Origin of the sequence: Leptospira sanjuanensis (assembly GCF_022267375.1) — a bacterium.
GTDB classification, from domain to species: Bacteria; Spirochaetota; Leptospiria; order Leptospirales; family Leptospiraceae; genus Leptospira; species Leptospira sanjuanensis.
The window spans coordinates 541,463-563,155 of the sequence record NZ_JAIZBH010000001.1 but is presented as its reverse complement, the minus strand read 5'-3'; the positions used below and the strand labels follow the sequence as shown (position 1 = coordinate 563,155).

21 protein-coding genes are annotated in these 21,693 nt (G+C 45.4%); 5 read left to right on the top strand and 16 right to left on the bottom strand.

Translation table 11 applies throughout. From position 1 onward, the window contains the following. Positions 1-50: 50 nt before the first annotated feature. From LFX17_RS02685 to LFX17_RS02665, 5 genes are all read right to left on the bottom strand, one after another. Entirely contained in the window at positions 51-2,276 is a 2,226-nt protein-coding gene (locus tag LFX17_RS02685; protein WP_238744891.1) for a SulP family inorganic anion transporter, read from the bottom strand. Between the two features lie 43 nt (positions 2,277-2,319). Further along, positions 2,320-2,658, bottom strand: coding sequence for a hypothetical protein (locus tag LFX17_RS02680; RefSeq protein ID WP_238728754.1), 339 nt, complete (start codon positions 2,656-2,658; stop codon positions 2,320-2,322). A 241-nt stretch (positions 2,659-2,899) separates the two neighbouring features. Continuing rightward, entirely contained in the window at positions 2,900-3,907 is a 1,008-nt protein-coding gene (locus LFX17_RS02675; protein ID WP_238744889.1) for a hypothetical protein, read from the bottom strand. 42 nt (positions 3,908-3,949) lie between these two features. After that, positions 3,950-4,594 carry a DedA family protein gene (locus tag LFX17_RS02670; protein ID WP_238728752.1) on the bottom strand — a complete coding sequence of 215 codons (645 nt, stop codon included), beginning with the start codon at positions 4,592-4,594 and terminating at the stop codon, positions 3,950-3,952. 93 nt (positions 4,595-4,687) lie between these two features. Then, positions 4,688-5,020 (bottom strand): hypothetical protein, encoded by a 333-nt coding sequence (locus LFX17_RS02665; RefSeq protein WP_238728751.1) that lies wholly within the window; start codon positions 5,018-5,020, stop codon positions 4,688-4,690. 172 nt (positions 5,021-5,192) lie between these two features. Between LFX17_RS02665 and LFX17_RS02660 the strand changes: the two genes are divergently transcribed. Both LFX17_RS02660 and LFX17_RS02655 read left to right on the top strand, forming a co-directional pair. Beyond that, a complete protein-coding gene (locus LFX17_RS02660) occupies positions 5,193-6,494 on the top strand; it encodes a UvrD-helicase domain-containing protein (protein ID WP_238744883.1) in 1,302 nt (433 codons plus the stop codon). Positions 6,495-6,545: 51 nt separating this feature from the next. Further along, the gene (locus LFX17_RS02655; RefSeq protein ID WP_238728749.1) at positions 6,546-7,085 is read left to right on the top strand and encodes a DUF1564 domain-containing protein; all 540 of its coding nucleotides are present in this window, start codon (positions 6,546-6,548) and stop codon (positions 7,083-7,085) included. A gap of 3 nt (positions 7,086-7,088) precedes the next feature. Here the strand turns inward: LFX17_RS02655 and LFX17_RS02650 are convergent, their stop codons facing one another. Next, positions 7,089-8,648: an SDR family NAD(P)-dependent oxidoreductase gene (locus tag LFX17_RS02650; protein WP_238728748.1), complete on the bottom strand. Its 1,560-nt coding sequence runs from the start codon at positions 8,646-8,648 to the stop codon at positions 7,089-7,091. A 524-nt stretch (positions 8,649-9,172) separates the two neighbouring features. Between LFX17_RS02650 and LFX17_RS02645 the strand changes: the two genes are divergently transcribed. Together LFX17_RS02645 and LFX17_RS02640 are read left to right on the top strand one after the other, a co-directional pair. Beyond that, the gene (locus LFX17_RS02645) at positions 9,173-9,499 is read left to right on the top strand and encodes a hypothetical protein (RefSeq protein ID WP_238744878.1); all 327 of its coding nucleotides are present in this window, start codon (positions 9,173-9,175) and stop codon (positions 9,497-9,499) included. 244 nt (positions 9,500-9,743) lie between these two features. Further along, entirely contained in the window at positions 9,744-10,895 is a 1,152-nt protein-coding gene (locus LFX17_RS02640; RefSeq protein WP_238728746.1) for an adenylate/guanylate cyclase domain-containing protein, read from the top strand. Between the two features lie 159 nt (positions 10,896-11,054). Here LFX17_RS02640 and LFX17_RS02635 read toward each other — a convergent pair whose 3' ends face one another. The 10 genes from LFX17_RS02635 to LFX17_RS02590 all read right to left on the bottom strand — a co-directional run bounded on the left by LFX17_RS02635 (position 11,055) and on the right by LFX17_RS02590 (position 20,497). Beyond that, positions 11,055-12,731 (bottom strand): acyl-CoA dehydrogenase family protein, encoded by a 1,677-nt coding sequence (locus LFX17_RS02635; protein ID WP_238744876.1) that lies wholly within the window; start codon positions 12,729-12,731, stop codon positions 11,055-11,057. Positions 12,732-12,959: 228 nt separating this feature from the next. Then, positions 12,960-13,310 carry a DUF5615 family PIN-like protein gene (locus LFX17_RS02630; RefSeq protein WP_238728744.1) on the bottom strand — a complete coding sequence of 117 codons (351 nt, stop codon included), beginning with the start codon at positions 13,308-13,310 and terminating at the stop codon, positions 12,960-12,962. Further along, complete coding sequence (locus LFX17_RS02625) at positions 13,307-13,543, bottom strand: DUF433 domain-containing protein (protein WP_238728743.1); 237 nt, start codon at positions 13,541-13,543, stop codon at positions 13,307-13,309. Before LFX17_RS02625 ends, LFX17_RS02630 begins: the two co-directional genes overlap by 4 nt. Before the next feature lie 70 nt (positions 13,544-13,613). Beyond that, positions 13,614-14,813, bottom strand: coding sequence for an AZOBR_p60025 family cell surface glycopolymer formation protein (locus LFX17_RS02620; RefSeq protein WP_238728742.1), 1,200 nt, complete (start codon positions 14,811-14,813; stop codon positions 13,614-13,616). 4 nt (positions 14,814-14,817) lie between these two features. After that, on the bottom strand, positions 14,818-15,522 hold the full coding sequence (locus tag LFX17_RS02615) for a glycosyltransferase (protein ID WP_238744874.1): 705 nt from the start codon (positions 15,520-15,522) through the stop codon (positions 14,818-14,820). Further along, positions 15,519-16,556, bottom strand: coding sequence for an NAD-dependent epimerase/dehydratase family protein (locus LFX17_RS02610; RefSeq protein ID WP_238728740.1), 1,038 nt, complete (start codon positions 16,554-16,556; stop codon positions 15,519-15,521). Before LFX17_RS02610 ends, LFX17_RS02615 begins: the two co-directional genes overlap by 4 nt. An 80-nt stretch (positions 16,557-16,636) precedes the next feature. After that, complete coding sequence (locus LFX17_RS02605) at positions 16,637-18,094, bottom strand: sugar phosphate nucleotidyltransferase (RefSeq protein ID WP_238744872.1); 1,458 nt, start codon at positions 18,092-18,094, stop codon at positions 16,637-16,639. 143 nt (positions 18,095-18,237) lie between these two features. Beyond that, positions 18,238-18,495, bottom strand: coding sequence for a hypothetical protein (locus LFX17_RS02600; RefSeq protein WP_118957925.1), 258 nt, complete (start codon positions 18,493-18,495; stop codon positions 18,238-18,240). Positions 18,496-18,826: 331 nt separating this feature from the next. Then, entirely contained in the window at positions 18,827-19,843 is a 1,017-nt protein-coding gene (gene mltG / locus LFX17_RS02595) for an endolytic transglycosylase MltG (protein ID WP_238744870.1), read from the bottom strand. 90 nt (positions 19,844-19,933) lie between these two features. After that, positions 19,934-20,497: a phosphoribosyl-AMP cyclohydrolase gene (locus LFX17_RS02590; RefSeq protein ID WP_238728737.1), complete on the bottom strand. Its 564-nt coding sequence runs from the start codon at positions 20,495-20,497 to the stop codon at positions 19,934-19,936. A gap of 295 nt (positions 20,498-20,792) precedes the next feature. Here LFX17_RS02590 and LFX17_RS02585 point away from each other — a divergent pair, with 295 nt between their 5' ends. Further along, on the top strand, positions 20,793-21,638 hold the full coding sequence (locus tag LFX17_RS02585) for a bile acid:sodium symporter family protein (RefSeq protein ID WP_238744863.1): 846 nt from the start codon (positions 20,793-20,795) through the stop codon (positions 21,636-21,638). Positions 21,639-21,693: the final 55 nt, after the last annotated feature.

Below are 21,693 nucleotides of genomic sequence, written 5' to 3'. Positions count from 1 at the left end.
TTACGATTTCCAAACCCATAACGATTCGGAACTCCATCATCGAAACGTTGTTAGTTCGTTTCGAATTGATAACGGAAAATATCGTAATCCCGAAAATCCTTATCGATCTCTATGTGCAGATCGATAATCTTCCCTTCTTTGATATCATAAACCCAACCGTGAAGTTGAAGGTCGTTGCCCTGCGCCCATGCGTTCTGGACGATGGTCGTCATACAAAGATTGTAAACCTGTTCCCGCACGTTGAGTTCGACGAGACGTTCGTGTTTTTCGCTCTCATCCAAAATCCCAATGAGTTCCTTTTTATGGATTCGATACACCTGCTTAATGTGCCTCAACCATGCGTCGATCAGACCGTGATACTTTCCGTCGATCGCAGCCTTTACTCCTCCGCATCCGTAATGTCCGCAAACTACGATATGTTTCACCTTTAAAACCTCGACCGAATACTGAAGCACGGACATCAGGTTCATATCGGTATCGATCACTAAATTCGCGATGTTTCTGTGGACGAAAAGTTCCCCCGCGCTCGTACCGGTCATTTCGTTAACGGAAATTCTGCTATCCGAACAGGAAATCAGAAGGTATTGAGGCGCTTGACCCAATGCAAGATTCTTAAAGTAATCGGGATCTTTGGCAAGCTTCTCCTCGACCCAAATCCGATTGTTATCGAAGAGCCTTTGATAATCCTGTTGAGCGACGACATCCAGAGGTTTGTTTTTGATCTTCTGATAAGGAGTCGTTACGTCTATGATTTCCAGCCGGATATTACGCGACTTCGCGACGATCTTAAAGTCTTCGATGATCTCCAAAACGTCGGGATCGATGTATTTGGACTTGGAACCGTCGATAATCAAACGCGAGTTATTCGGAACTTTTTCGAGTTTATACAACATACTCGACTTATTCAGAAACGAGACGTCCTCGGAAAGATCGATCCTTGCTTCCACTCCGAAAGCCATATCCTTCTTGTTGAATACGTAAGGATTGAGAACGTTTCTTCTCATAATAAAGAAGATGGAAAACAGTGCGCCGATTCCGATTCCGATCAGAATGTCCGTAAAAACGATTCCCAACAAAGTCGCCATAAAAGGAACGAACTGATCCATCCCTTTTTTGTATTGCGATTTGAGAATGCTGTAATCGGTGAGTTTATAACCAACAACGAGAAGGACGGCCGCCAAAGCAGACAGAGGGATTTTCGCGATCCAGCTCGGAATCACAACGAGCGAAAAAAGAAGCAGAATACCGTGCAGAAATGCGGAGAGTCTCGTTTTAGCACCCGCTTGTAAATTCGCCGAACTTCGAATGATGACGGAAGTAATCGGCAATCCTCCTACGATTCCGGAAATTAAGTTCCCGGCCCCTTGTGCAACCAGTTCGCGGTTTTTGGAAACGATTCTTCTTTCCGGATCCGATTTTTCTACCGCCTCCAAATTCAAAAGTGTTTCCAAACTGGCCACGATACAAATCTTCACACCGATGATATAAACCGCCTGATTCTTCCATTGGGAAATGTTCGGAAAAAGATCGTCCTGGAAAAGATCCCAGACGTTGTCCAATCGAATCGGTTGTAGCAAATGATCCTGACCGACGGCGATGCCGAATCCGAACGAGCGAAAGACTTCGTTTAATAAAACGCTCACTACGATCGCAACCAAGGATCCGTGAATTAGAAATCTTTTCTGAAGCTTCATCTTTTCCCAAAGTAAAATCAAAGAAATCGAAACTGCAAACAGAACCACGGCTCCCGGCGTAAACCGGGTAAAGGCGGTCAAAATTTCCGAAAACGTATTTTCGTGATCTTTCTGAAAAAATCCCATATCGCCTACGTAATCCATGTCGTAACCGATCGCGTGGGGAATCTGTTTTAAGATCAGAACCGCGCCGATCGCCGCCAACAATCCCTTGATCACGGAGGACGGAAAAAAATTACTGAGAATTCCCGCTTTCAAAAAACCTAATAGGATTTGAAAGACTCCCGCGATGCAGAGAGCCAAAAGAAAGTCGTTAAAATTTCCGAGCGTTTGGATCGAATCGTAAACGATGACCGTCAATCCGGCGGCGGGGCCGCTGACCGATAAAGGCGACTTGCTGATCATGGAAACGACAACCCCTCCGACGATACCTCCGATCAAACCGGAGATGATCGGAGCGCCCGATGCGAAGGCGATTCCGATACAAAGAGGGAGCGCGATTAAAAAGACGACCAAACCCGAAGATAGATCGTGTTTCAAGTCGTCCCAGGAAACACGGGGTAATGATTGTAGAATATTCATAAAAACTCCTGTTCGGGCAAAGGCCCGAAAATTTCGAAAACAATCAGATCGAAAGCAGGAGTTTTTCCGGGGGTGGGTTTTCTATTTCGGTGAAGTGTTGAACCGGAACGAGATTTGCCGGATCGATGTAACGAGCCGATTCCAAATCATAATGAAGTGCGAAAGAATTCTCTTGCGAAGCAAGATCCTCCAGTTTGAGTTCGGCCGCTTTTTCCTTTTCCGCCTCCGCTTCGGAGGCTTCCGAGGATTCCGTCGCGGCCGCAGCCGGTGAGGCGTTTCTACCGGAATCCATCGGTCGAATCAGCGCAATTACGGTATAAAGAATCAAAACGGAGCTCAGGAGCGCGAGAATTCTATGATTCAGGTTGAATAGAAGGTTCATGTTTTTCAATTAGAACGCCGAATTGAAGACTCCATAAAAAGAATCGACGAAATCGAATCGTCCGATTGGAAGTGAAATGATTTTCCTCTCAGGGTGCAAACCAATTCTCGTCAAAATTATTTTTAATCTTTTTTCTTAGACGGGTTTCCGGGTCAAATCCGCCCTTTTTTTGAGTAAGATTTTCCTTTTTGAAAACCGATTCCCGTAGTTCGGCGGTATCGATCATTCAATAAAGCCGGTTCTAAAACCGAACCTGATACGGGTCCAAGTAAGCGTGATCGTTTCTCCAAGGTCGCATTCCGTGAAACTCAACGCCCGCGGCCTGCTCCGCTTTTAAAGTGATTTCTTTCCCGCGATGTCGGATAACGCACTTTACGGTTCCGATATCGCTTTGTTCGATATATCTCGGGCTTCCGTCCGGATCGCGGTAGATATAACCCGCGATTTGTTCTCGGTCCATTTCCCCTTCCACAAAAATTTCATAATCATCGAGACGGGTTTTGAAAGTCACTTTAGGATATTCCACTTTTGTGGCGCTTCTTAAAGAACGGAAAATGGAATGTTGATGGATCGGAATTCCCGCTTTTAAGAGCGTAACGAAGGTCAAGGCCGGCGCGAAGGGTTGCGGGCGAACCGTTACGATTTCCAAGGACCAATTGTCCGGATCGTTGTCGAATTTCGGAACAAAAGCCCAATACAACTGAGCGACCCGATTGGTTCCCCAGATATGATTGAAATGTCCATTCGCATTTTGGAATGTGAATTTTTGATTCGCGAGCTGAATCCACCCCGCAACTTCGGTAAACGGAGAAGATACGATACTTCTCGTTTTCGGAATCGGGGTTTTTTCGAGCCAAGGTGGGAGATGGCAAGCGGGTTCTTGTTTATGACGAAACTCCAGATCCCAGGATAAATTCTCCCCTTGCTGCGTTTGAATTTTACCCCGCATGTGATCGGGGCCGACCGACGCGTCCGGAAAATCGATCGCATCGTCGGAGATCGTTACGGTTTCATACGGAAAGGATTGGACCGTGGTTCGATGATTTTTAGGATTTTTTCGATCGAACAAAGATGCCCAAAGTGCTCCGGATGGAAATAAATCCCGATTGTTTCTGGGATTGAGAGTGGAATATCGGACCCAAAACGCCTGATGAGTTTCAGGAATCAAAATGGCCGCGAACCAGATCTCGAATCTGGGTTTTACAAAGCTCGCCGAAAATTTCGAAATAAAACTTTCTCTTAAGTTCATCGTTTAGCAACAACCCGGGCGAGCTTTTTTGTTCGGAAAAGATTAAACTCTACCCTTTCTTCTTTCCTTCCAGTATTCGATTACCGCAGGCATGACAGAAATAATAATAATTGCGAATATTACAATTTTAAAATTTCTTTTTACGAATTCTAAGTTCCCGAAATAATACCCGCCGAGGATAAAGATCGAGATCCAAACGATTCCGCCGATCACATTATATGCAATAAACTTAACATATGTCATGGTTCCGATTCCCGCGACGAAAGGGGCGAACGTACGGATAATCGGAATAAATCGAGCGATGATGATCGTTTTACCGCCGTAAATTTCGTAAAATCGATGGGCTTTTTGGAGATGTTCCTTTTTGATCAAAGGTATTTTCTCTTTTTCTAATATCTTTTCTCCGGTAAAGTTCCCTACCGAATAATTGACCGTATCGCCTAAAATCGCTGCGATGATAAGAAGGACGAGCGTACTCCCCAAATCTAGGGAACCTCTCGCAATAAACGCGCCGACCGCAAAAAGAAGGGAATCTCCGGGAAGGAACGGCGTAACGACCAAACCGGTTTCCGCAAAGATAATCAAAAATAGAATGACGTAAGTGCCGTTTTGATACGTTTGAATGATCGTATCCAAGTGCGCTTCCAGGTTTAAAAAGAAATCGAGAAAAAACTTAAGGGTTTCCAAGGTACCTCCCCTGCTCGAAAGAGCGAGGTTCTATCGTAAATTCATTTTAGGATAGAATTTACCGAGGATCGGGTAAGTCAAACGCGTAAAACGCTAAAAAAGGAAGCGCTCTTTTCCAGGATTAAAACGGAAGATTTTCGTTGGATAATTCAATCGGATCGAATCGGAAGAAAGGCCTTTTCGATCGGGTTTGATCCTTGCGTCAAACTCGACTTCGTTTCCCGGTTTCAGATCCATGGATCGGAATTTTCGGGAAAGATAGAAGAGTTGTGCCTGAATCACCGGTCTTCCGGAAATCAAAAGACAAATGTCCTGCAGAAGAATTCTCGACAACTCCGGATTTTTATGAGGAAGCACGGACCCAACCGTTGCGCGGAATCGGGTTCTTTTTCGCGGTAAAATGGGAACGGGGCTTTGCGTCATCATTCGATCTTCAAACCTGTGAGAAGTCACTTCCCGATCGAAATCGGAAGGACCGATTCAATCCTCCGGTTTCTTTTCGAAAAAGTACAGCCTTTTTCCCGAACCTATCAAAAAATCCGAATATTCTCCCTTGTTTTTCGCTTTCAAGAACCGGTTTCAGCAACGGAGCAAACCAATGGAAAAGAAGGTTCTATATAGTGAAGCCCAAAAAGCGGTCATCGAAGATGATACAAGATTCGTTCAAGTCGTGGCCGCGGCCGGTTCCGGTAAAACGAGCACGATGGTCGGAATCATCGAACGAATTTTAGTTGAAAACTTATTTCCTGAAGAATCCGTTCTGGTCTTGACGTTTTCCAGAAAAGCCGCAGGAGAAATTTCGGAACGAATCTTACGGGCCACCGCAAAAGATTCGATTCGAGTGCAGACGTTTCACGCCTATTGTTTGTATGCGCTCAGCCGCTGGCATCCTAAGTTTAAAGTTCAAAAACCGAAAATCCTTCCGCCGGAGGATAAGATCGTCTTTTATCGTGAATATCTGAAATCGAAGCGAGAAGAAGTCGGCGGAATTCCTTACGAGCTTTTTTGGGCGGAGAATGTTCCTTATATTCGGGAATATTTTCCGGAATTGAAAAAGGATCTCGAGTTCGCTTATCAAAATTACAAACTGGAAAACGCTTTTTTGGACTTTGAGGATTTGGTGAGAATGTTTTTGGACGGTCTGAAAAACGAAGAGGTTTGGACACTCGAACCGAAACGAACGCTTCGAAAAATCATCGTAGACGAGTTTCAAGATACGGATTCGGAACAACTCGAGTTCTTAAAACTCCTTTCTCAAAGCGCTTCGATTACGGTCGTCGGAGACGATTCTCAAAGCATATACGGATTTAGAGGTTGTTCTCCATTCGCTTTTTTGAATTTTCAAAAACTCTTTCAGCCTTGTAGGATTCATTTCTTGAACGTAAACTACCGATCTCTTCCCGAAATCATTCGTGCTTCCGCGATTCCCATCGGGAAAAACCGCGAAAAAATCGAAAAGGAAGTTCTTCCGGCGTGCGCAGGAAAGGGACTCGCGGGAAAAATTCCGATCGAAGAAGTTTCGGACTTGATTCCATTTTTGATTCGATCGCTCGAACCGGCAGAGAACGACGTTCAAATTCTCTGTCGATCAAACTTTAGAATTGCTGAATATGTTCGAGCCGGAGTTCCCGAAGATTTCCTGATGACGATACACGCGAGCAAGGGTTTGGAATTCCACACCGTGTTCGTGGACGTGGCCGACGGCTGGAACGCAAAACCGGATTCTCCCTTGGAATTGCTCGAAGAGGAAAGAAGAATTTTGTACGTCGGTTTATCGCGAGCGGAGAATCGTCTGTTGATCTTGGGCCCCGCGAAAAAAACGAGAAGGGAAACGATCGAAAACGAATTTTTCGATTATTTTAGAAAACTGAAAATAATAGAACCTGAGGATTTAATTTAAAAAAATCCGATAATCGAGGCTCCTTATACGATTTTGAAAACCGTTATCGATATGGGATGCTTATCATTAAATTCTGATTATGAAATCAATTCGAGACTTCAGGAGAATTTTTCCGAAACCGTCACTCTCTTAATTCCGGAAGAAACCTGGATTCGTTTTTCCGAAAAAGAAGCGAAGGCTCTTCCTAAAAAGATTCCTTACCTTTTAAGGACCTACGGCAAATATCTTTCCGCGACAAAAAGAATCGGAAAAAAGGCGGGGCGAACTTTGTATCAAGTAAGTTCCGGTAACTCGAAAATGAGACGAGTGAATGTGCGTCTTAGCACCGGAAGCTGGACGTTTTTAGGAACTTTGGCTCAAGCTCACGGAGTATCTCGCTGTTTTCTTTTTAATTATCTTCTTTGGTTGGAGACCGTGGGGATCGGAAATTCTATCGTATATACGATGAATGATGGAGTTCCCACATTCCACAGATGTTACAGTTATATTCTCCACTTAGACTTATCCGACAATCGAGTAATCCGAAGATTACGATGCGAACCGGAATCGGACTTTTACGCATTCAATTACGAAGAACGGTACAAAACCTAGCGTTTACCAATCGATCGGAAAGTAATCCTTTAAAAACTTACCACACCAGTGTTTGCCGGTTAAAATTCCGTCAAAGAACGGATCACAAACACGCGCAGCCCCGTCTACGATATCCAGAGGCGGTTGAAAGTCGTGTAAATCCTGTTTTCTTTGGGACAATTCGATCGGGTCCTCATCGGTCACCCAACCGGTATCCACGGCATTCATATAAATTCCGTCTTTCGCAAAATCGCTCGCAGACGTGTGAGTGAGCATATTCAACGCGGCTTTTGCCATGTTGGTATGAGGATGCCTGTCCTCTTTTTTAAACCGATGAAACTTTCCTTCCATAGCGGAGACGTTCACGATATGTTTTTGTCCCGTGTTTTCTCTACGCATAATCGAGACGAGGCGATTGCAAAGTACGAAGGGAGCGACCGCGTTGACGAGTTGAACTTCAAGCATCTCGGAAGTTTGAATTTCTCCGAGCTTCAGTCTCCAACTGTTCGTCTTTCTCAGATCGACCTGCTGTAAATCGGCGTCGAGTTGCCCTTCCGGGAAAACCGTCTCCAATTCGAAAGAATTATCGTGAGAATACGGAATCTGAGAAAGCTGCGCCGAAGATCGAATACCGACCCCGGGAATTTTTCCGTTCCAGCTTACGGGAAGAGCCGCTTCGTTTGCGAGATTTTCTCCGCCGAAAGAAGTCAAACGTTCCTTACAATCCCGATGCAACTTCAAAAGCTGAGAGGCTTCTTTCGGTATATCATTGTATTCTAATAATTCGGATTGAATCATGTGGGAATAAAAACCGGGAGGTCTGCGAACGGTTTGCGCCGCGTTATTGATTAGAATGTCCAGACGATCCACGGTTTGTTCGATATAACTTGCGAACAATTCCACACTCGGAGTATGTCTCAGATCCAATCCGAAAATTTGAAGACGATCGGACCAATGGGAAAAATCCTCCTCTTTGGAAAATCGTAGGGCCGCATCCACGGGAAAACGGGTCGTAGCGATTACGGTCGCACCCGCGCGAAGCAGCATCAACGTAGCTTGATAACCGATTTTCAGTCTTGCACCCGTAATCAAAGCGACTTGTCCGTACAAGGAAGCGGTCTGATATCTTTTTTTATAGTTCAAATCCCCGCATTCGACGCACATCGCATCGTAAAAGAAATGAAGACGGGTATATTCTTTTTTACAAATATAACAATTTCGTGGTGAAGCTAACTCGGGCGCGCTTTCGCTTTTCCATATATCGGTTTGATCCGCGATTTGCAAAGGGGCTTTGAATACGGTCGCGGTCCGCGCCAAACGGATTCCGGTCAATGCACGCGCTTTCTTTTCCGAAGCGACGACTTCTTTTCTTCTGCTATGTTTGATCGTTTTATTGCGAATTCGGATTTCGTTCCGATCCGGACGGGAAATTTTACCGGCGACGATCATCAACGCGATGCGTTCTTTTTCGGGAATCGACGTCAACAATTCCGGTTTTTCGGTCAACGATTCGAGAAAGCGAATGCATTCCTGAATCTCATCGATGGATGGTTTATCTTTGCCGTTTTGCTTAGAATCGTTCATGGACCGTTGCCCGCATCATTAGGAAGAATCGTACAAAGCGCTTCTTCCCTTCATTCCACTATACCGAAAAAAAGAGTCGATTGAGCAACTCAATTTCCCATGCAAATTCGCTTCTTTTGGAACATTAAGGAATCGAATCCTTCCGATGGACGCTTTGAAAATATACGCGGGAGCCGGATCGCTTATGAAAACGAAAATTCCCATTCTTTGCTTATTTTTTTTAAGCGGAAATGCGACATACGCAAAGAATAGCGACAGCGTTTGTATGTTTCAAGGAAAGAAGTTATACGGAAGAATACGAATTGTAGCGAACTTCCCTGATATCAAAGTTTCATTGAATCGTTTTGAGACACTCCGTAAAAATCAAATGTGTAACTTCTTATCCGGGACTAAAATCGATCCTTTTTCGTTCGTACGAACAATCCCGATAACAAGTCGTTCATTACCATTTTATCGCCGTTGGTTAAAAATTAGTTTCCAAAAACAAATTTTCGGACTTATATTCATAGCAATAGGAGAATCGAATGACAAGAAAATTATTGTTAGTGATTTTTTCAATCTGCTTGGTGATAGCGGCGGGGACTGCGTATGCAGGTAACGTTCAATCCGGTTGTACGTTCAACGGAAAGAAATTGTACGGAAAGATTCAGATCGTAACGAGTTTCCCGGACGTAAAAGTACAGGAAGTGACTTCCTTTCCGGACTTAAAGGTGCAGAAGGTAACTTCTTTCCCCGACTCCTGCGGTAAATGGGAGATCGTAAATTCCTTTCCTGATACGAAAGTTCAATTCGTAACGAGTTTCCCGGACATTAAGATCCAATACGTGACAAGCTTTCCGGGAGAAAATTAAGTCGATCGTTTGGAAAACTGAGCTTCGATTTACAAGAAACCTTTTTTTGTAAGTCGAAATTCAAACGATCCGATTAAAACGAAATTCCCCTAAAGCCCTTTCTCTCCTCATCAAAACTCTCTAAGATTCTCTAAAATTGTGCTTGAGATTGAAGTCGTTTTTCATTCCATGTTTGAATGATTTTCGAACCATCAAATCGAAACATCGGTCTATATTCCGCATGGAAATACAAGAAGAGATTGGAATGAAAGATATTCTGAATTGGCTGTCCAGTCCGTCGTCGAGGGAATTGGAATCCAAAGAACTTATAGAGACTTTAAATCAAAAAATTATAGAAGCGGGGATTCCGGTCTGGAGATTTTTCACAAGCATACCCACGATGCATCCGGAAGTAATGGTTCGTTCTTTGATCTGGACCAGAGGAGAAGAAACGCAAGTCGTACTGATTCCTCACGACGGCCTTCAACAGCAACAATACAAAGACAGCCCGATTTTTCTGATCCGCGAAGGCGCGCGAGATTTTATCCGTTGCAAGTTGGTCGGCCCGGACGCGGATCTTTCTTACCCGATTTGCGTCGACTTACGGGAAAAAGGCGGAACCGATTATTGCATCTTCGTTTCCGTATTCGGCACCAATATACGGAGTGCCATCTCTTGGACAACGGACGCGCCCGGAGGATTTACGGACGAACAGATCGAATCGCTGAATTCGATTCGAAGCGTTCTTTCTCTGCGTTTAGATTTGGAATCGAGAAAGTTCGCGGTCAACGAATTGCTCGAAGTCTATCTCGGACCGAACGCATCCAAACGCGTCCTTTCGGGAGAATTCATGAGAGGAACGGGAGAAACGATTTACGCGGCGATTCTTTGCGCCGACTTGAGAGACTTTTCCTCTTTGAGTGAAAATAATTCTCCGAAACGAATCGTGGAAGTCCTGGATCATTATTTCGAACTTACCGCACAACCGATCCAGGAAGAAAAAGGCGAAATTCTAAAATTTATCGGAGACGCGATCCTCGCCGTTTTTCCCGCCGAAGAAAATGATCCGCATAAGGCATGTTTGGCGGCCTTGAGCGCGGCTCGAAAAATCCAGAATTCAGTAACACAGTGGAACTTGGAACGCCCCGAAACTCAGATTCATCTGGGTATGGCCTTGAATGTAGGAGACGTGGTTTACGGAAACGTAGGCGCCAAGGACAGACTAGACTTTACCGTAATCGGAAACGCAGTCAATCAAGCGTTTCGTGTGGAATCTCTTTGCAAGGATTTCGAAAAGAGCATTCTTACCACCGAAGAATTCGCGAACAAAGCGGGTACGCAAAACTTCGAGTTCGTCGGCGCGAGAAAATTGAAAGGAATCACCGGAGAACGAAATATTTATTCGCCCAAAAACTGACCGCGACTGAATCGATTCTTCCTTTTACAATAAAAAAGGCGGAACGAACCCGCCTTCCGATCAAAAACTACATTCAAAAAAGAGAATGCAGTTTTCAATCGCCCGAACTCCGATGATTTCGAAAAATCAAACGGAGTTTTTAGATTCTAATTTTGAAGATCAACCTGCCGCGTATTGATCCATGAGAGATTTCGCAATCACTCGCAGAGCCATTACTTCTTCGGCTCCTTCAAAGATGGAGAATACGCGAGCATCCACGAAATAACGGGAAACGGCATATTCTTCCGCGTATCCCATACCGCCGTGGATCTGCATCGCTTCGCGAGTGACCCACTCCGCAACTTTAGAAGCGTAGAACTTAATCAGAGTCGCTTCCATCTGTCCTTTATGGTCGTCCAAAAGATTCGCAACGTGGTTCGCAAACTGACGAGAAGCTTGGAGGATCACCGCCATTCTCGCGATCTTATACTTGGTTAAGTTGTATTCGTAGATCGGTTTTTGGAACACAGCTCTTTCTTGAGCGTAACGAAGAGCCGCTTCGAGAGCCGCCTGCATCACACCGTGAGCGCGCGCTGCGGTCTGGATTCTTCCGCCCGCAAACCCTTCCATCTGGAAGTAGAAACCCTTTCCTCTGCCTTCTTCTCCGCCTAACAGGTTCTCTGCGGGAACAAAGTAATTGTCGAAGGAAACTTCGAAAGAGTGCATACCGCGATAACCGATGGTTCCGATCGCTTTTCCTTCGATCTTTCCGCCTTCGGGTTGTGTGTAAGTAAACTCGTGACCGGTAAAGGAAGGCTTCTCAGCGAGAAGAATGGAAAGTCCTTTGTGTTTTAAGGATGGATCTGATTCCGTTCTGCAAAGAATCAAAAGAAGGTTCGCATAACCTGCGAATGTACACCAGGTTTTTACTCCGTTGATTACCCAACCGCCGTTCACAGGTTTTGCGGTAACGGAAACTCCGGCAACATCGGAACCGTAATTCGGCTCGGTCACCATGATCCCCGCCATTTTTTCTCCGGAAGCGAGAAGAGGAAGCCATTTGTCTTTCTGAGCTTGCGTTCCTCCTTTGAGAAGAGCCTTAGACATGATCTCCGGTCTTGTAATCAAAGAACCCGCGATTCCCAAACCGCCTCTGGAAAGTTCTTCGGTAACCACGAGCATGGAAAGATTGTCCGGTTTGTCGTTCGGTTGAATTCCGCCGTAAGACTCGGGAATACAAAGACCGAAACAGCCCATGTCTTTGAGTCCGCCGATGATGTCTTCGGGAATGATATCGTCGTGTCTATGAACGTGTTCCGCGTGAGGCATCACCACGTCTTCCGCAAATTTTTTGAAAGTCTCGCGGAACATTTCGTGATCGTCGTCCAGTCCGTAAGCGCCGAAGTGACCTTTTGCTACGATCTTATCGGCGATCTCGTTGTAGTTTTGGATCGCCATCGCGTTTTCTAAGAATTGATTGATTTCGTCGTTGTAGATTTTGGAAACGAGATCCGAAGCTTTGATTCCGTATTCGGAAGGACGGGAACTGATTTCGGAACGAACGTGGTTCACGGTTTCAGCCGCAAACACGACCGCCATTTCTTGTTCAAGGTCGCCGGTTCCGCGGGAAGCGTCCCACGCGTATTCAACGAACTTCTCTGCGATTTTTTGTTCGGAAGTAAGCCAAGCGATTTGGTATTGAACGAGTTGGTTTTCGTCCATCTTGTCCACGGAAACTTTTCCGTTTACGCTGCAGCGTTTTGCAAGGGCTTTTGTAACTTCTTCAATCACTCCCGCAGAAACGGAAAGTGCTTTTTTCGCGGTTGCTTGATCAACGGCGGTCTTGGTTGCGCTCATGGGTTTTTAATCCTGATGTAAAAAATTCGAATCTTAAACCTACAAAATCACGACTTCTCCCCCTGTCATTTGCTTTTTGAGGGGCATTCTCAGAGAAGAATGGTATCGGAAGCGGTATCGGAAAACGGAACGTTCCTAAGCTGTGAGAAGAGAACGTATTTAGAAAATGACTGAATCGAAAAGATTATGTCTGGAAATCCGCGGCAAAAGAAGGTGAAGCCAATTCCTTTAATGAACGATCAACCCTTCGTTGGAAAGCTCCAGCCAGTGACTATTTTCAAACTCGATTAGAATCGTATTCATCAATTGGTCAAAAAGAAGAATCAATTCCTTATTCCGAATATTTCCGGTTGTAACGGAGAGGAGTTTTCTCGGTTCGTTTCTTAAAAGATAAGAATCTAAAAAATCGGAATCCTTCGTGATCAGGATTAAGTTTCGTTCATTGCAAAAGGCGGAGATTTTGGAATCCGGAGTTCTTTCCTTTTTCGGAAGATCTTCCGTATGCCATACTTCTATATCGCGATCTTTGAGATATTGAACGAGACTCGGTGGAAGTTGAGCATCGACGAAGAACTTCATGCAGAAGCTTTATAAATCGATTTTATCCTTACCAAGTTGGAAGCGTATTCCAGACAAGCGAGAATATCTTCTCTTTCCAAAGCCGGATAATCTTCTCTAATTTCGTCTTCGCTCATTCCGGAGGAAAGCAGATCCAAAATTAATTCTACGGTGTATCTCTGATTCCGAATCGTCGGCTTACCGTGACAAACGTCCGGATTCAAAGTGATACGACTGAGCAATGGATGGTTCACAACAAGAATATGAACCGTTCTAATCCGATGTCAAATATTTATCGGACATTATAATGTGTTCGGATCGATCTCAACGCACCACGTAATCCTGAACCTTATACAAAACCGTTAGCCTCGCCAAAATCAGAACCAAATTGATCAGGAACAAGAACACGAACGGACGATCGATGATGTCGTCGTCTTCGGCTTTGATAAAAAGATACAAAGGAATCGCGAACGTAAAAAGACGGATCGTATTGATGTATTCGGACCAGAAATGGTAGTGGTTCGCGATCGCGATCATCAAAACCACCAGAGAAAAACCGACCTTGTAAAACGTCGCCTTCCTCCAAGTGCCCGTAAACGGAATCAGAAACATCGTCAAAAACTGAAGCACGAGAGGAAACTTGGAAAAAGAACGAATGATCGGCTTAAGTCCTCCGCCGCTTGAAAAACTCGCTCCCAACTCCATTAGATATTTATAAATTCCTTCGAAAGGAATCATGAAGACCGCGAGTCTTGTAGGCGTCCAATTCGGCAGCGTATATTTGAGATAGATTTGCCAGAGAAACGGAACCAACAGCGTCGAGCCCACGATCAACATTTTTTTTACGTCTTTTCCGGATAGGGCCGCAAGCCCCAACGAGAAAAGATAAAACAGCGCGGGTTCTTTGGTGAGCAAGGCCAAACCGGAAAGAAGATAAAACGGAACGTAGTTTTCCTTTTCGTAAAAGTAAATCGCGAGAACGATCAAGGAAACCATGATCGTGTCGCTCACGAGAACCGAATAACTCGCCAGCGTAAACGGAGAAATCAGATACAAGATCGCCCAATGCGATTTGTCCTTCAGAAGAATTCTCAACGCAAGATAGGAAAGATACAATAAGGAAAGGCTGAGGATATACATCCCCGCGATGTTGCCCCATTTCCCGAAAACTCCCCAAACGGAAATGAGCAAAGGATAACCGATGCGGGGTGCTCGGTAAGTCGGATCAAAACCTTCCGGCCACTGAAAGCTGAGATTGGAAATCGATCTGGAATAATAATAAAAGATCTGACCGTCGTATCCGGCTCCGAGATCTCCTTCCTTACCTTTAAAAGCGATCACTCCGCGCGGCGATTCCGCTTCGTTCTTTTTGATGAATTCTTCTCCGAAGTTTACCATCGAAGAAGGATTCCATTCGTAACGGGACCAAAGAGCCAGAGTCACAAAGCCGTACAACGAAACGAGTACGATCAATCCCTTGACGGGAGAATCGAGTTTGCGGAAGAAAGATTCAAGTTTTTGCATATTCTTAACCGATCGGATTGAGTTTTCTGCGAAGAAGTTTGAGCGCGAACGAGATCGCCTGTTTTAAGACCCTGCGATTGAAGGAAGAATTGGAAAATACGTAATGAATTCCGACTTCCCGGATCGTGCCTTGATTTTTTGCGACGATGGCTAAGGCTTCCATGTGAAAGTCGAATGCAACCGATTCTAGCTTGGACTGTGCTATCCAAGTAAAGGCACGTTTGGAATATTTCCGATAACCGGACGTGCAGTCCCTCAGACGATAACCAAAGATATCGAAAAGACCGGGAGAAATGCAGTAATTCATCACTTTCGCAGCGAGAAAGGAGATTACTTTTCTGTAAAACGGAACTCCGTCCGAAGTCACCCGGCTTCCGATCACGAGATCCGCATCCGTGTTGAAAAACTCGGGAAGTTTATCCGGATCGTGCGAAAGTCCCGCATCCATCGTCACGACGGAATCGTATTTTTTTTCGACGGCGAACTTCATTCCGTCCTGAATCCCGCCGGGTATGTGAGTGTTCTTTTCGTGACGGATCGTAAACAACTTCTTCGGATGTTTTTTGATCAACGCCTTTAGAATCTCCGGAGTTTTGTCCTTGGACGCGTCGTCGACGACGATCACGTCCGAATATTTCAAGGCTCGTTCGACGACTTCTCGAATCGTTTCTTCTTCGTTGTAAGCCGGGATAACGACCAGATTCTTCATTTTTTAACTTCGAATACGGACTTATCGGCTTCGATCCAGCGAATCAAACGTTCGACGCCTTCTTTCGGCTTGAACTTCGGATTGAATCCGAACTTCTTCGCTTTGGTAATGTCGCAGATAAAGTAACGCATATCTCCCGGTCTTTCCACGTCGAATTGAATCTCCTGTTTTTTGCCGAGAATGTCTCCGATCATATGAATACATTCTAATAAAGAAATCTTATGATCCGGTCCGCCGCCGATGTTAAAAACTCCAGGTGTCGGATTTTCGAACCAACGCAGATAACTTTCCGCTCCGTCCGCCGCGTAAAGAATATCGCGCGCCTGTTTACCGGTTCCGAAAATTCTCAGAGGCCAACCGAATACGGAACGAATCGCGAAGTTCGCGACCCAACCGTGATCCTCTCCGCCGAACTGACGCTCTCCGTAAATTCCAGTAAAACGGAAAGAAGCGGCCTTGATCTTATACATGTCGACATACGTTCTCACGTAGTGTTCCGCACTCATCTTGGAAGCGTGAAGAGGAGAAATTTCCCCGACCATCACGGGCTGATCCTCTCCGATCGCAACCGGAGTTCTTTCGTAGGAAGTCGCTCCTTCTTTGAGAGTATCGTTGATCGAGTTTCCGTAAACGTGGATGGAACTCGTGTTTACGACGGGAATATTTCTTTTGCGGGCGACTTCGAGAACGTTAAATGTCCCGACAACGTTAGTCGTCATGTCCAATTCCGGATCTTCCCAAGAAATCGTCATCGCGGGTTGAGCGGCGGTATGAACGATAAAGTCGCAGCCTGTGGTACGATCCATTAGGTGTTCGAGGTTGCGGATATCACCCTTAACCATCGTGACTCCGATTCCCTGCAAATAATTCCAGTTGTATTCTCTCGTGGCTTCGGTGCCGTAACCGGTTCTTTTCAGTTCGTATTTGGTCATGCTATCGTAGCTGATCACGTCCCAACCTTGTTTGCGGAACAATTCGCAGACGTGAGATCCCAAAAATCCGCATCCGCCGGTCACTAAAACTTTCTTTGCCATAAATATCCCTTTTCTATATTCTAAAATTACAATATTCTAAATCGAATTTTTGTTCGATCTTTCGGTTCCGTTCGGTTTCTTCAGTTTCCAAGCCATTTCTTCTTAAACATAAGCCTAACGATGGAAAAGAATTCGCGGGCCATGTTCTTTTTCACGGATTCGATCGGACGATAATACGAAATCGGAATTTCGATACAGCGCATATACGAACGCACCGTTTCCATCATGAGTTCGGGAATGATTCTCTGGTCCTTCATTTCGAGATCCGGTTCGATCTTCGCATACGAATCCTTCCAAATCGCGAAGTAAGAACACATCGCGTCCGTAAAACGAGGTTCCATTCCCCACCAGAAAACCTCGATGAGTTTACCGAGGATGAGATTGATTACACGCACTCCCGGAAGAAGGTTGGAGCCTTGTTCGATCATCTGACGGGTCGTTCTTGTTCCGATAACCATATCCGAATCCTTGAGGTATTCCAAAAGTTTCGGATAATCCTTGGACCTGTACGATCCGTCCGGCGTCACTACGATCGCGATGTCCCCGGATGCGGCGTTGATTCCCCGGCGAATCTGATTCCCGAACAGGTCCGCGTCCTTTTCGAACTCATTCTCCGGTTCATAAGAAATCACTTTCGCTTTTTCTTTTTTAGAAATTTCTAATGTTTTATCCGTGGAACCTGCGTCTACGACGAGAATCTCGTCGACCTTGCCTTTGAAGTCCACGATCACGTCCGCGATGGAACGTTCGTTGTTTTTCGTGGGAACGATCAATGTCGTTTTAAAACGGGCGAATTCCTCGTTTCGAATTTCGTAAACCGCGTGATGATAATCCTGCATCGAATTGATGTTGAAGTATTCCACGTCGAGGGTCGTAGCGTAAACTTTTCCGCTGTCCTTTGCCATCCGATCGATGACGTCCGTGATCTCGATCACTCCGCTCTTTGCGGAAGGAGGGGTCGTTTTAAAATATTCGAAGAACGCGGGAGTAAAAAGATAACTTCCCAAACCGAGAAGATCGTTCGGAGGATCGGAGGGTTTTTCCACGAGTTCGAGAATCCGATCCCCTTTGAGTTCCACGGAATAATTCTTCCGGATTCTAGAGAGAAGAGAAGTTTTTTGAACTCCGATGGAAGCGATGAGTTTCGGATATTTCCGAAACGTGTCCGTAAACTTCTTGTGATCGGGATGAAAGTAAAACTCGTCTCCGAGGATCGTGATAAACGGAGAACGGATCTGCGGTTCCAAACTCGCGATATCGCTCGCAAGGCCTCTCGTAGTCCAAGGAGAAGGAATGATTTCGATGTTGCGGTATTTGTTTTGGATCTTTTGGATTTCGGCGATCACCATCTCTTTCAGGTGACCGACCAGGACGTAGATTTTTTTGACCTTGAACGTGTTCTGCATCAGCTCAACGTTTCGTTCGAGAATGGTTTTCCCCTGAAACTCGAACAAGGGTTTGGGAATGTAAGTTGTCCGAGGATAGGCTCGGGTTCCCTTGCCCGCCGCAGCGATTACACCGACTTCAATCTTTTCCACTGGAGATAGGCTATTTTTACCGCCCTGGGGTGTCAAAAAGGATTTGGTGACAAGACTTCCGCGAAATCAGTCGCGTTGGAAAGGGAGAATCGAGTTTTTTTCGCCGGAAAGCGGATGGTTTCGAATGCGCGGGAGCGCTTTTCTTACGAAGCTTGATTGCGAACCAAAGAGGAGCGGATTCGTAAGAGGTTGTTTTTGATCCTTCTTTTTTGATCCTCGGTCAGAAAGATTTCTTTTCGTTCCGCTCTTTGAATGACCAGGTCGGCTTTGGTCACGAATTCGATCGCCGCTTCGTCCAGGGATTCGCGGTTTTTCTGTTTTTCACGGAATACGTTCAGAGCTTTCTGAACTTCGATCAGTTCTTGTGTTACGTTTTTGATTTCCAGGTCGCGAGTTTTCATACGATAGCTTTCGATCCAAGAACGGTCCCAAAAAACTTCGTTTCCGAATCGGCTTGGACCTTCTTTTCTTTATTCGACAATATCTTTCCTTTTCTGTACAGAAGAATTTTTACGCGGACCGGGCCTTTTTGCGCTAGAGATGTGGAGCGTGCAACGCAGTCGGCGAAAGCCGACCGAAGGCGAAGCCGGAGCGCGGAACAAGCTCGGCCTGCGATTTTTTGAATACGATCCTCGTCGATCGATCGGATCGAGCAGGAGCGCCCGAATCAACTCCGAACGCGCCCGCCTTTTATAAACGATGTCGTTTTAGCAAAACGCGGCTTTTATTTTTTTAGTCGTAAAGAACGTCGATGTATTTCTTCTTCGCTTCCAAGTGTTCTTTGAGTGTTTTTGCGAAGTAGTGATATCCGTCCCCTTTCAAGAGGAAAAATAGATATTCCGATTCTTTCGGATAAAAGGCCGCTTCAAGAGCCGGATATCCAGGATTGGAAATCGGTCCCGGCGGAAATCCCTTGTTCAAATACGTGTTATACGGAGAAACGATCTTCAGATCCTTTTCGAAAATTCGGCTGTGCGGTTTGTCAAAAAGATATTGAATCGTCGCGCAGGATTCCAAAGGCATATCCCGTTTGAGACGGTTGTTGAATACGCCCGCCATCAAAGGACGTTCCTCGTTTCGTTTGGCTTCGCGTTCTACGACCGACGCCAATATTACGAATTTATGAAGTTCCGCCGGAGAAAGATCCTTCGCTTTTTCGATTTTCGCGATCCGAACGTAAAAACGTTTCAACATCATCCGCACGATTTTATCCACCGGATAATTGATCGGAATGCTGTATGTCTCGGGAAACAAATATCCTTCCGCGGAAGTCGCGGGAATTTTGAACTCTCTCAGGAGTTCGGGTTCGCTCGCTGCGAGTAGAAAATCCTGACGTTTGGATATGATCTTTTTGGAGGTAAGAAGATCTCCGATTTGACGGTTGTTGTAACCTTCCGGAATGGTAAAGTGAACGAGTTTGACCCGGCCTTCCGTGATGACCTGAAGAATCTTTCTCGAATCCATTCCGTCGTTGATTTCGTAAAGTCCCTGTTTGATCTTTCCCGCGCTTCTCGTAAAACGAACCAGGTAGAGAAAGTATTTGGAAGACTTGATCATCCCGTGTGTGGACAACGTTTCCACGATCTTGCCCGGAGTGTCGCCCGATTCGATCAAAAGATCGATCTTGGTTTGACCCGCACCGACCGCTCCTCCTTTGAGTTCGTCTACGATGAAGAAGGCGGTGATCGCGATCAGCAAAAGAGCCGCGACCGTTAATCCGGAGTATATCAAAAATTTCTTTAGATTCATAAGCGCGCGTTTTTCCTGAAAATGTTGGAACTCCTTCTTCTTTTTATCCTTCGGCGAATTTTCGAATCGGTCCAGGGTCAGATTGCAATTTCAGCTCTTTTCTGGAAGAAAATTTCGAGGAACCGGAAGCGGTTTCCATTCTCCGTTCGGCGTTCTTTCTCGAAAAAAACAACTGTAATATCCTTCGTGGCAGGCCGCCACTTCCTGTTCCACTTGATAGACCAAAAAAGAACGGTCGGACGGCGTTAGAATCCGAAGAATTTTCTGCGTATGTCCCGAAGTATCCCCTTTTTTCCAGAGTTGATTTCTAGATCGGCTGAAATAGTGCGCGTAACCGGTATCGATCGTAAGAGTTTGACTTTCTTCGTTTCCGAACGCCTGCATGAGAATCTTACCTTGCGGATCGATCGCGACCACGGGGATCATTTCGTTTTTAGGGAGAAACAAGGGTTCCCGTACGGTTTCAAACGACAACGGCGAGAAGTTTGTATGAAGAAATAAGACCGTGTCCTCGTCGCAATCGACTTCTTCGCGAAATCCTTGCGGCAGGGAATTTCGATAGTGCGGTAATTCTTCCTCGGGAATTCGAGTCAGAAAGGAAATGGAACGGGTCGGCTCTTGGACTTGTAAGACTGTGATTTTACGGGAACTCATAACGTAAATTGAACTGTGGGAACTCCTTCGCTTCGGTAAGAAGTTAATTTTTTGGAAAGTGTGGGAACTCTTACAACCAAGATTTTTGAAATTCGAATTGAGTCCATAGGAAAGCACGTACCGGTGATTTGTCGGAACAACTTGTGTTGGAACTCCTTCATTTTCCGGATCTTTCGGCGAAATCCCATTTTCTTCCCCTGTAGGATCTCCTACTTTCTTGGACTCTCCGGTTCATAAACGGAACCCCTATCTTTGATTGCAATTTTACGAAATCGGGGAAAATTGCAAAAGAATTATGTTGGAAGCCGCTTTGATGGTATTGGCCTTATCTTCGATGAGTTCCCTCGGTTTGGAATTGATTCCAGCCCAACTCGATTCGATCCGTAAAACCGCTCTGACGGGGCTCGGGGTTTGTATATTGAATCTCGTTACTCTGCCGATTCTCGCGTCTCTTCTTTGCAGAATGTTCGAACTTTCTCCCGCGATCAGCTTGGGAATTTTTCTCTGCGCTTGTTCGGGCGGAGGAGCCTCGGCCGGACTTTTTATCTTAAAAGCGAAAGGCGCTCCCGCGACCGGAGCCGTTCTGTTGAGCCTTTTGAATTTCACGAGCCTATTTTCCGCGCCGATTCTAATCACCTTGTATGGCGGAAATTCGTTTTCGGAAATAGGACAAACCTTTTCGGTTCTTCCGAAACTTCTTTCGATCGGACTCGTATTTTTCGGAATTCCGTTAGGATTGGGAATCTGGACTCGAAGGACTAACGAACCTTTGTCGCTGCGCATTCTTCCTATTTTGGTAAGAATCAGCAACGTCTCGCTCGCATTCTCGATTCTTTATTTAGGAATCAAATACGGAAAAGAAATTCTAGAATTCGGAGTTTTAATCTGGATCGTCCTGTTTCTTTTAATCGTCGTTTCGTTTACGAGCGGGATTTATCTTTTCCGCGAAAAAGCGGACGATCGAAGAAGCATCGGAATCGTAAGCGGAATCCGCAATCTTTCTCTCGCGTTGCTGCTCGCGCAGGAACAATCCGGAGATCCCAAGGTTTTGATCACGATTCTACTTTACGGATTGATTATGTATTTGGTCGCATTCCCCGCTTCTCTTTTATGGAGAAGATGGAAGAACGTTACGTTCTGATTTTACGGAAAATTTAATTCGGATTTTGTCTCAGAATCGCAAAGATCGTTGGCGA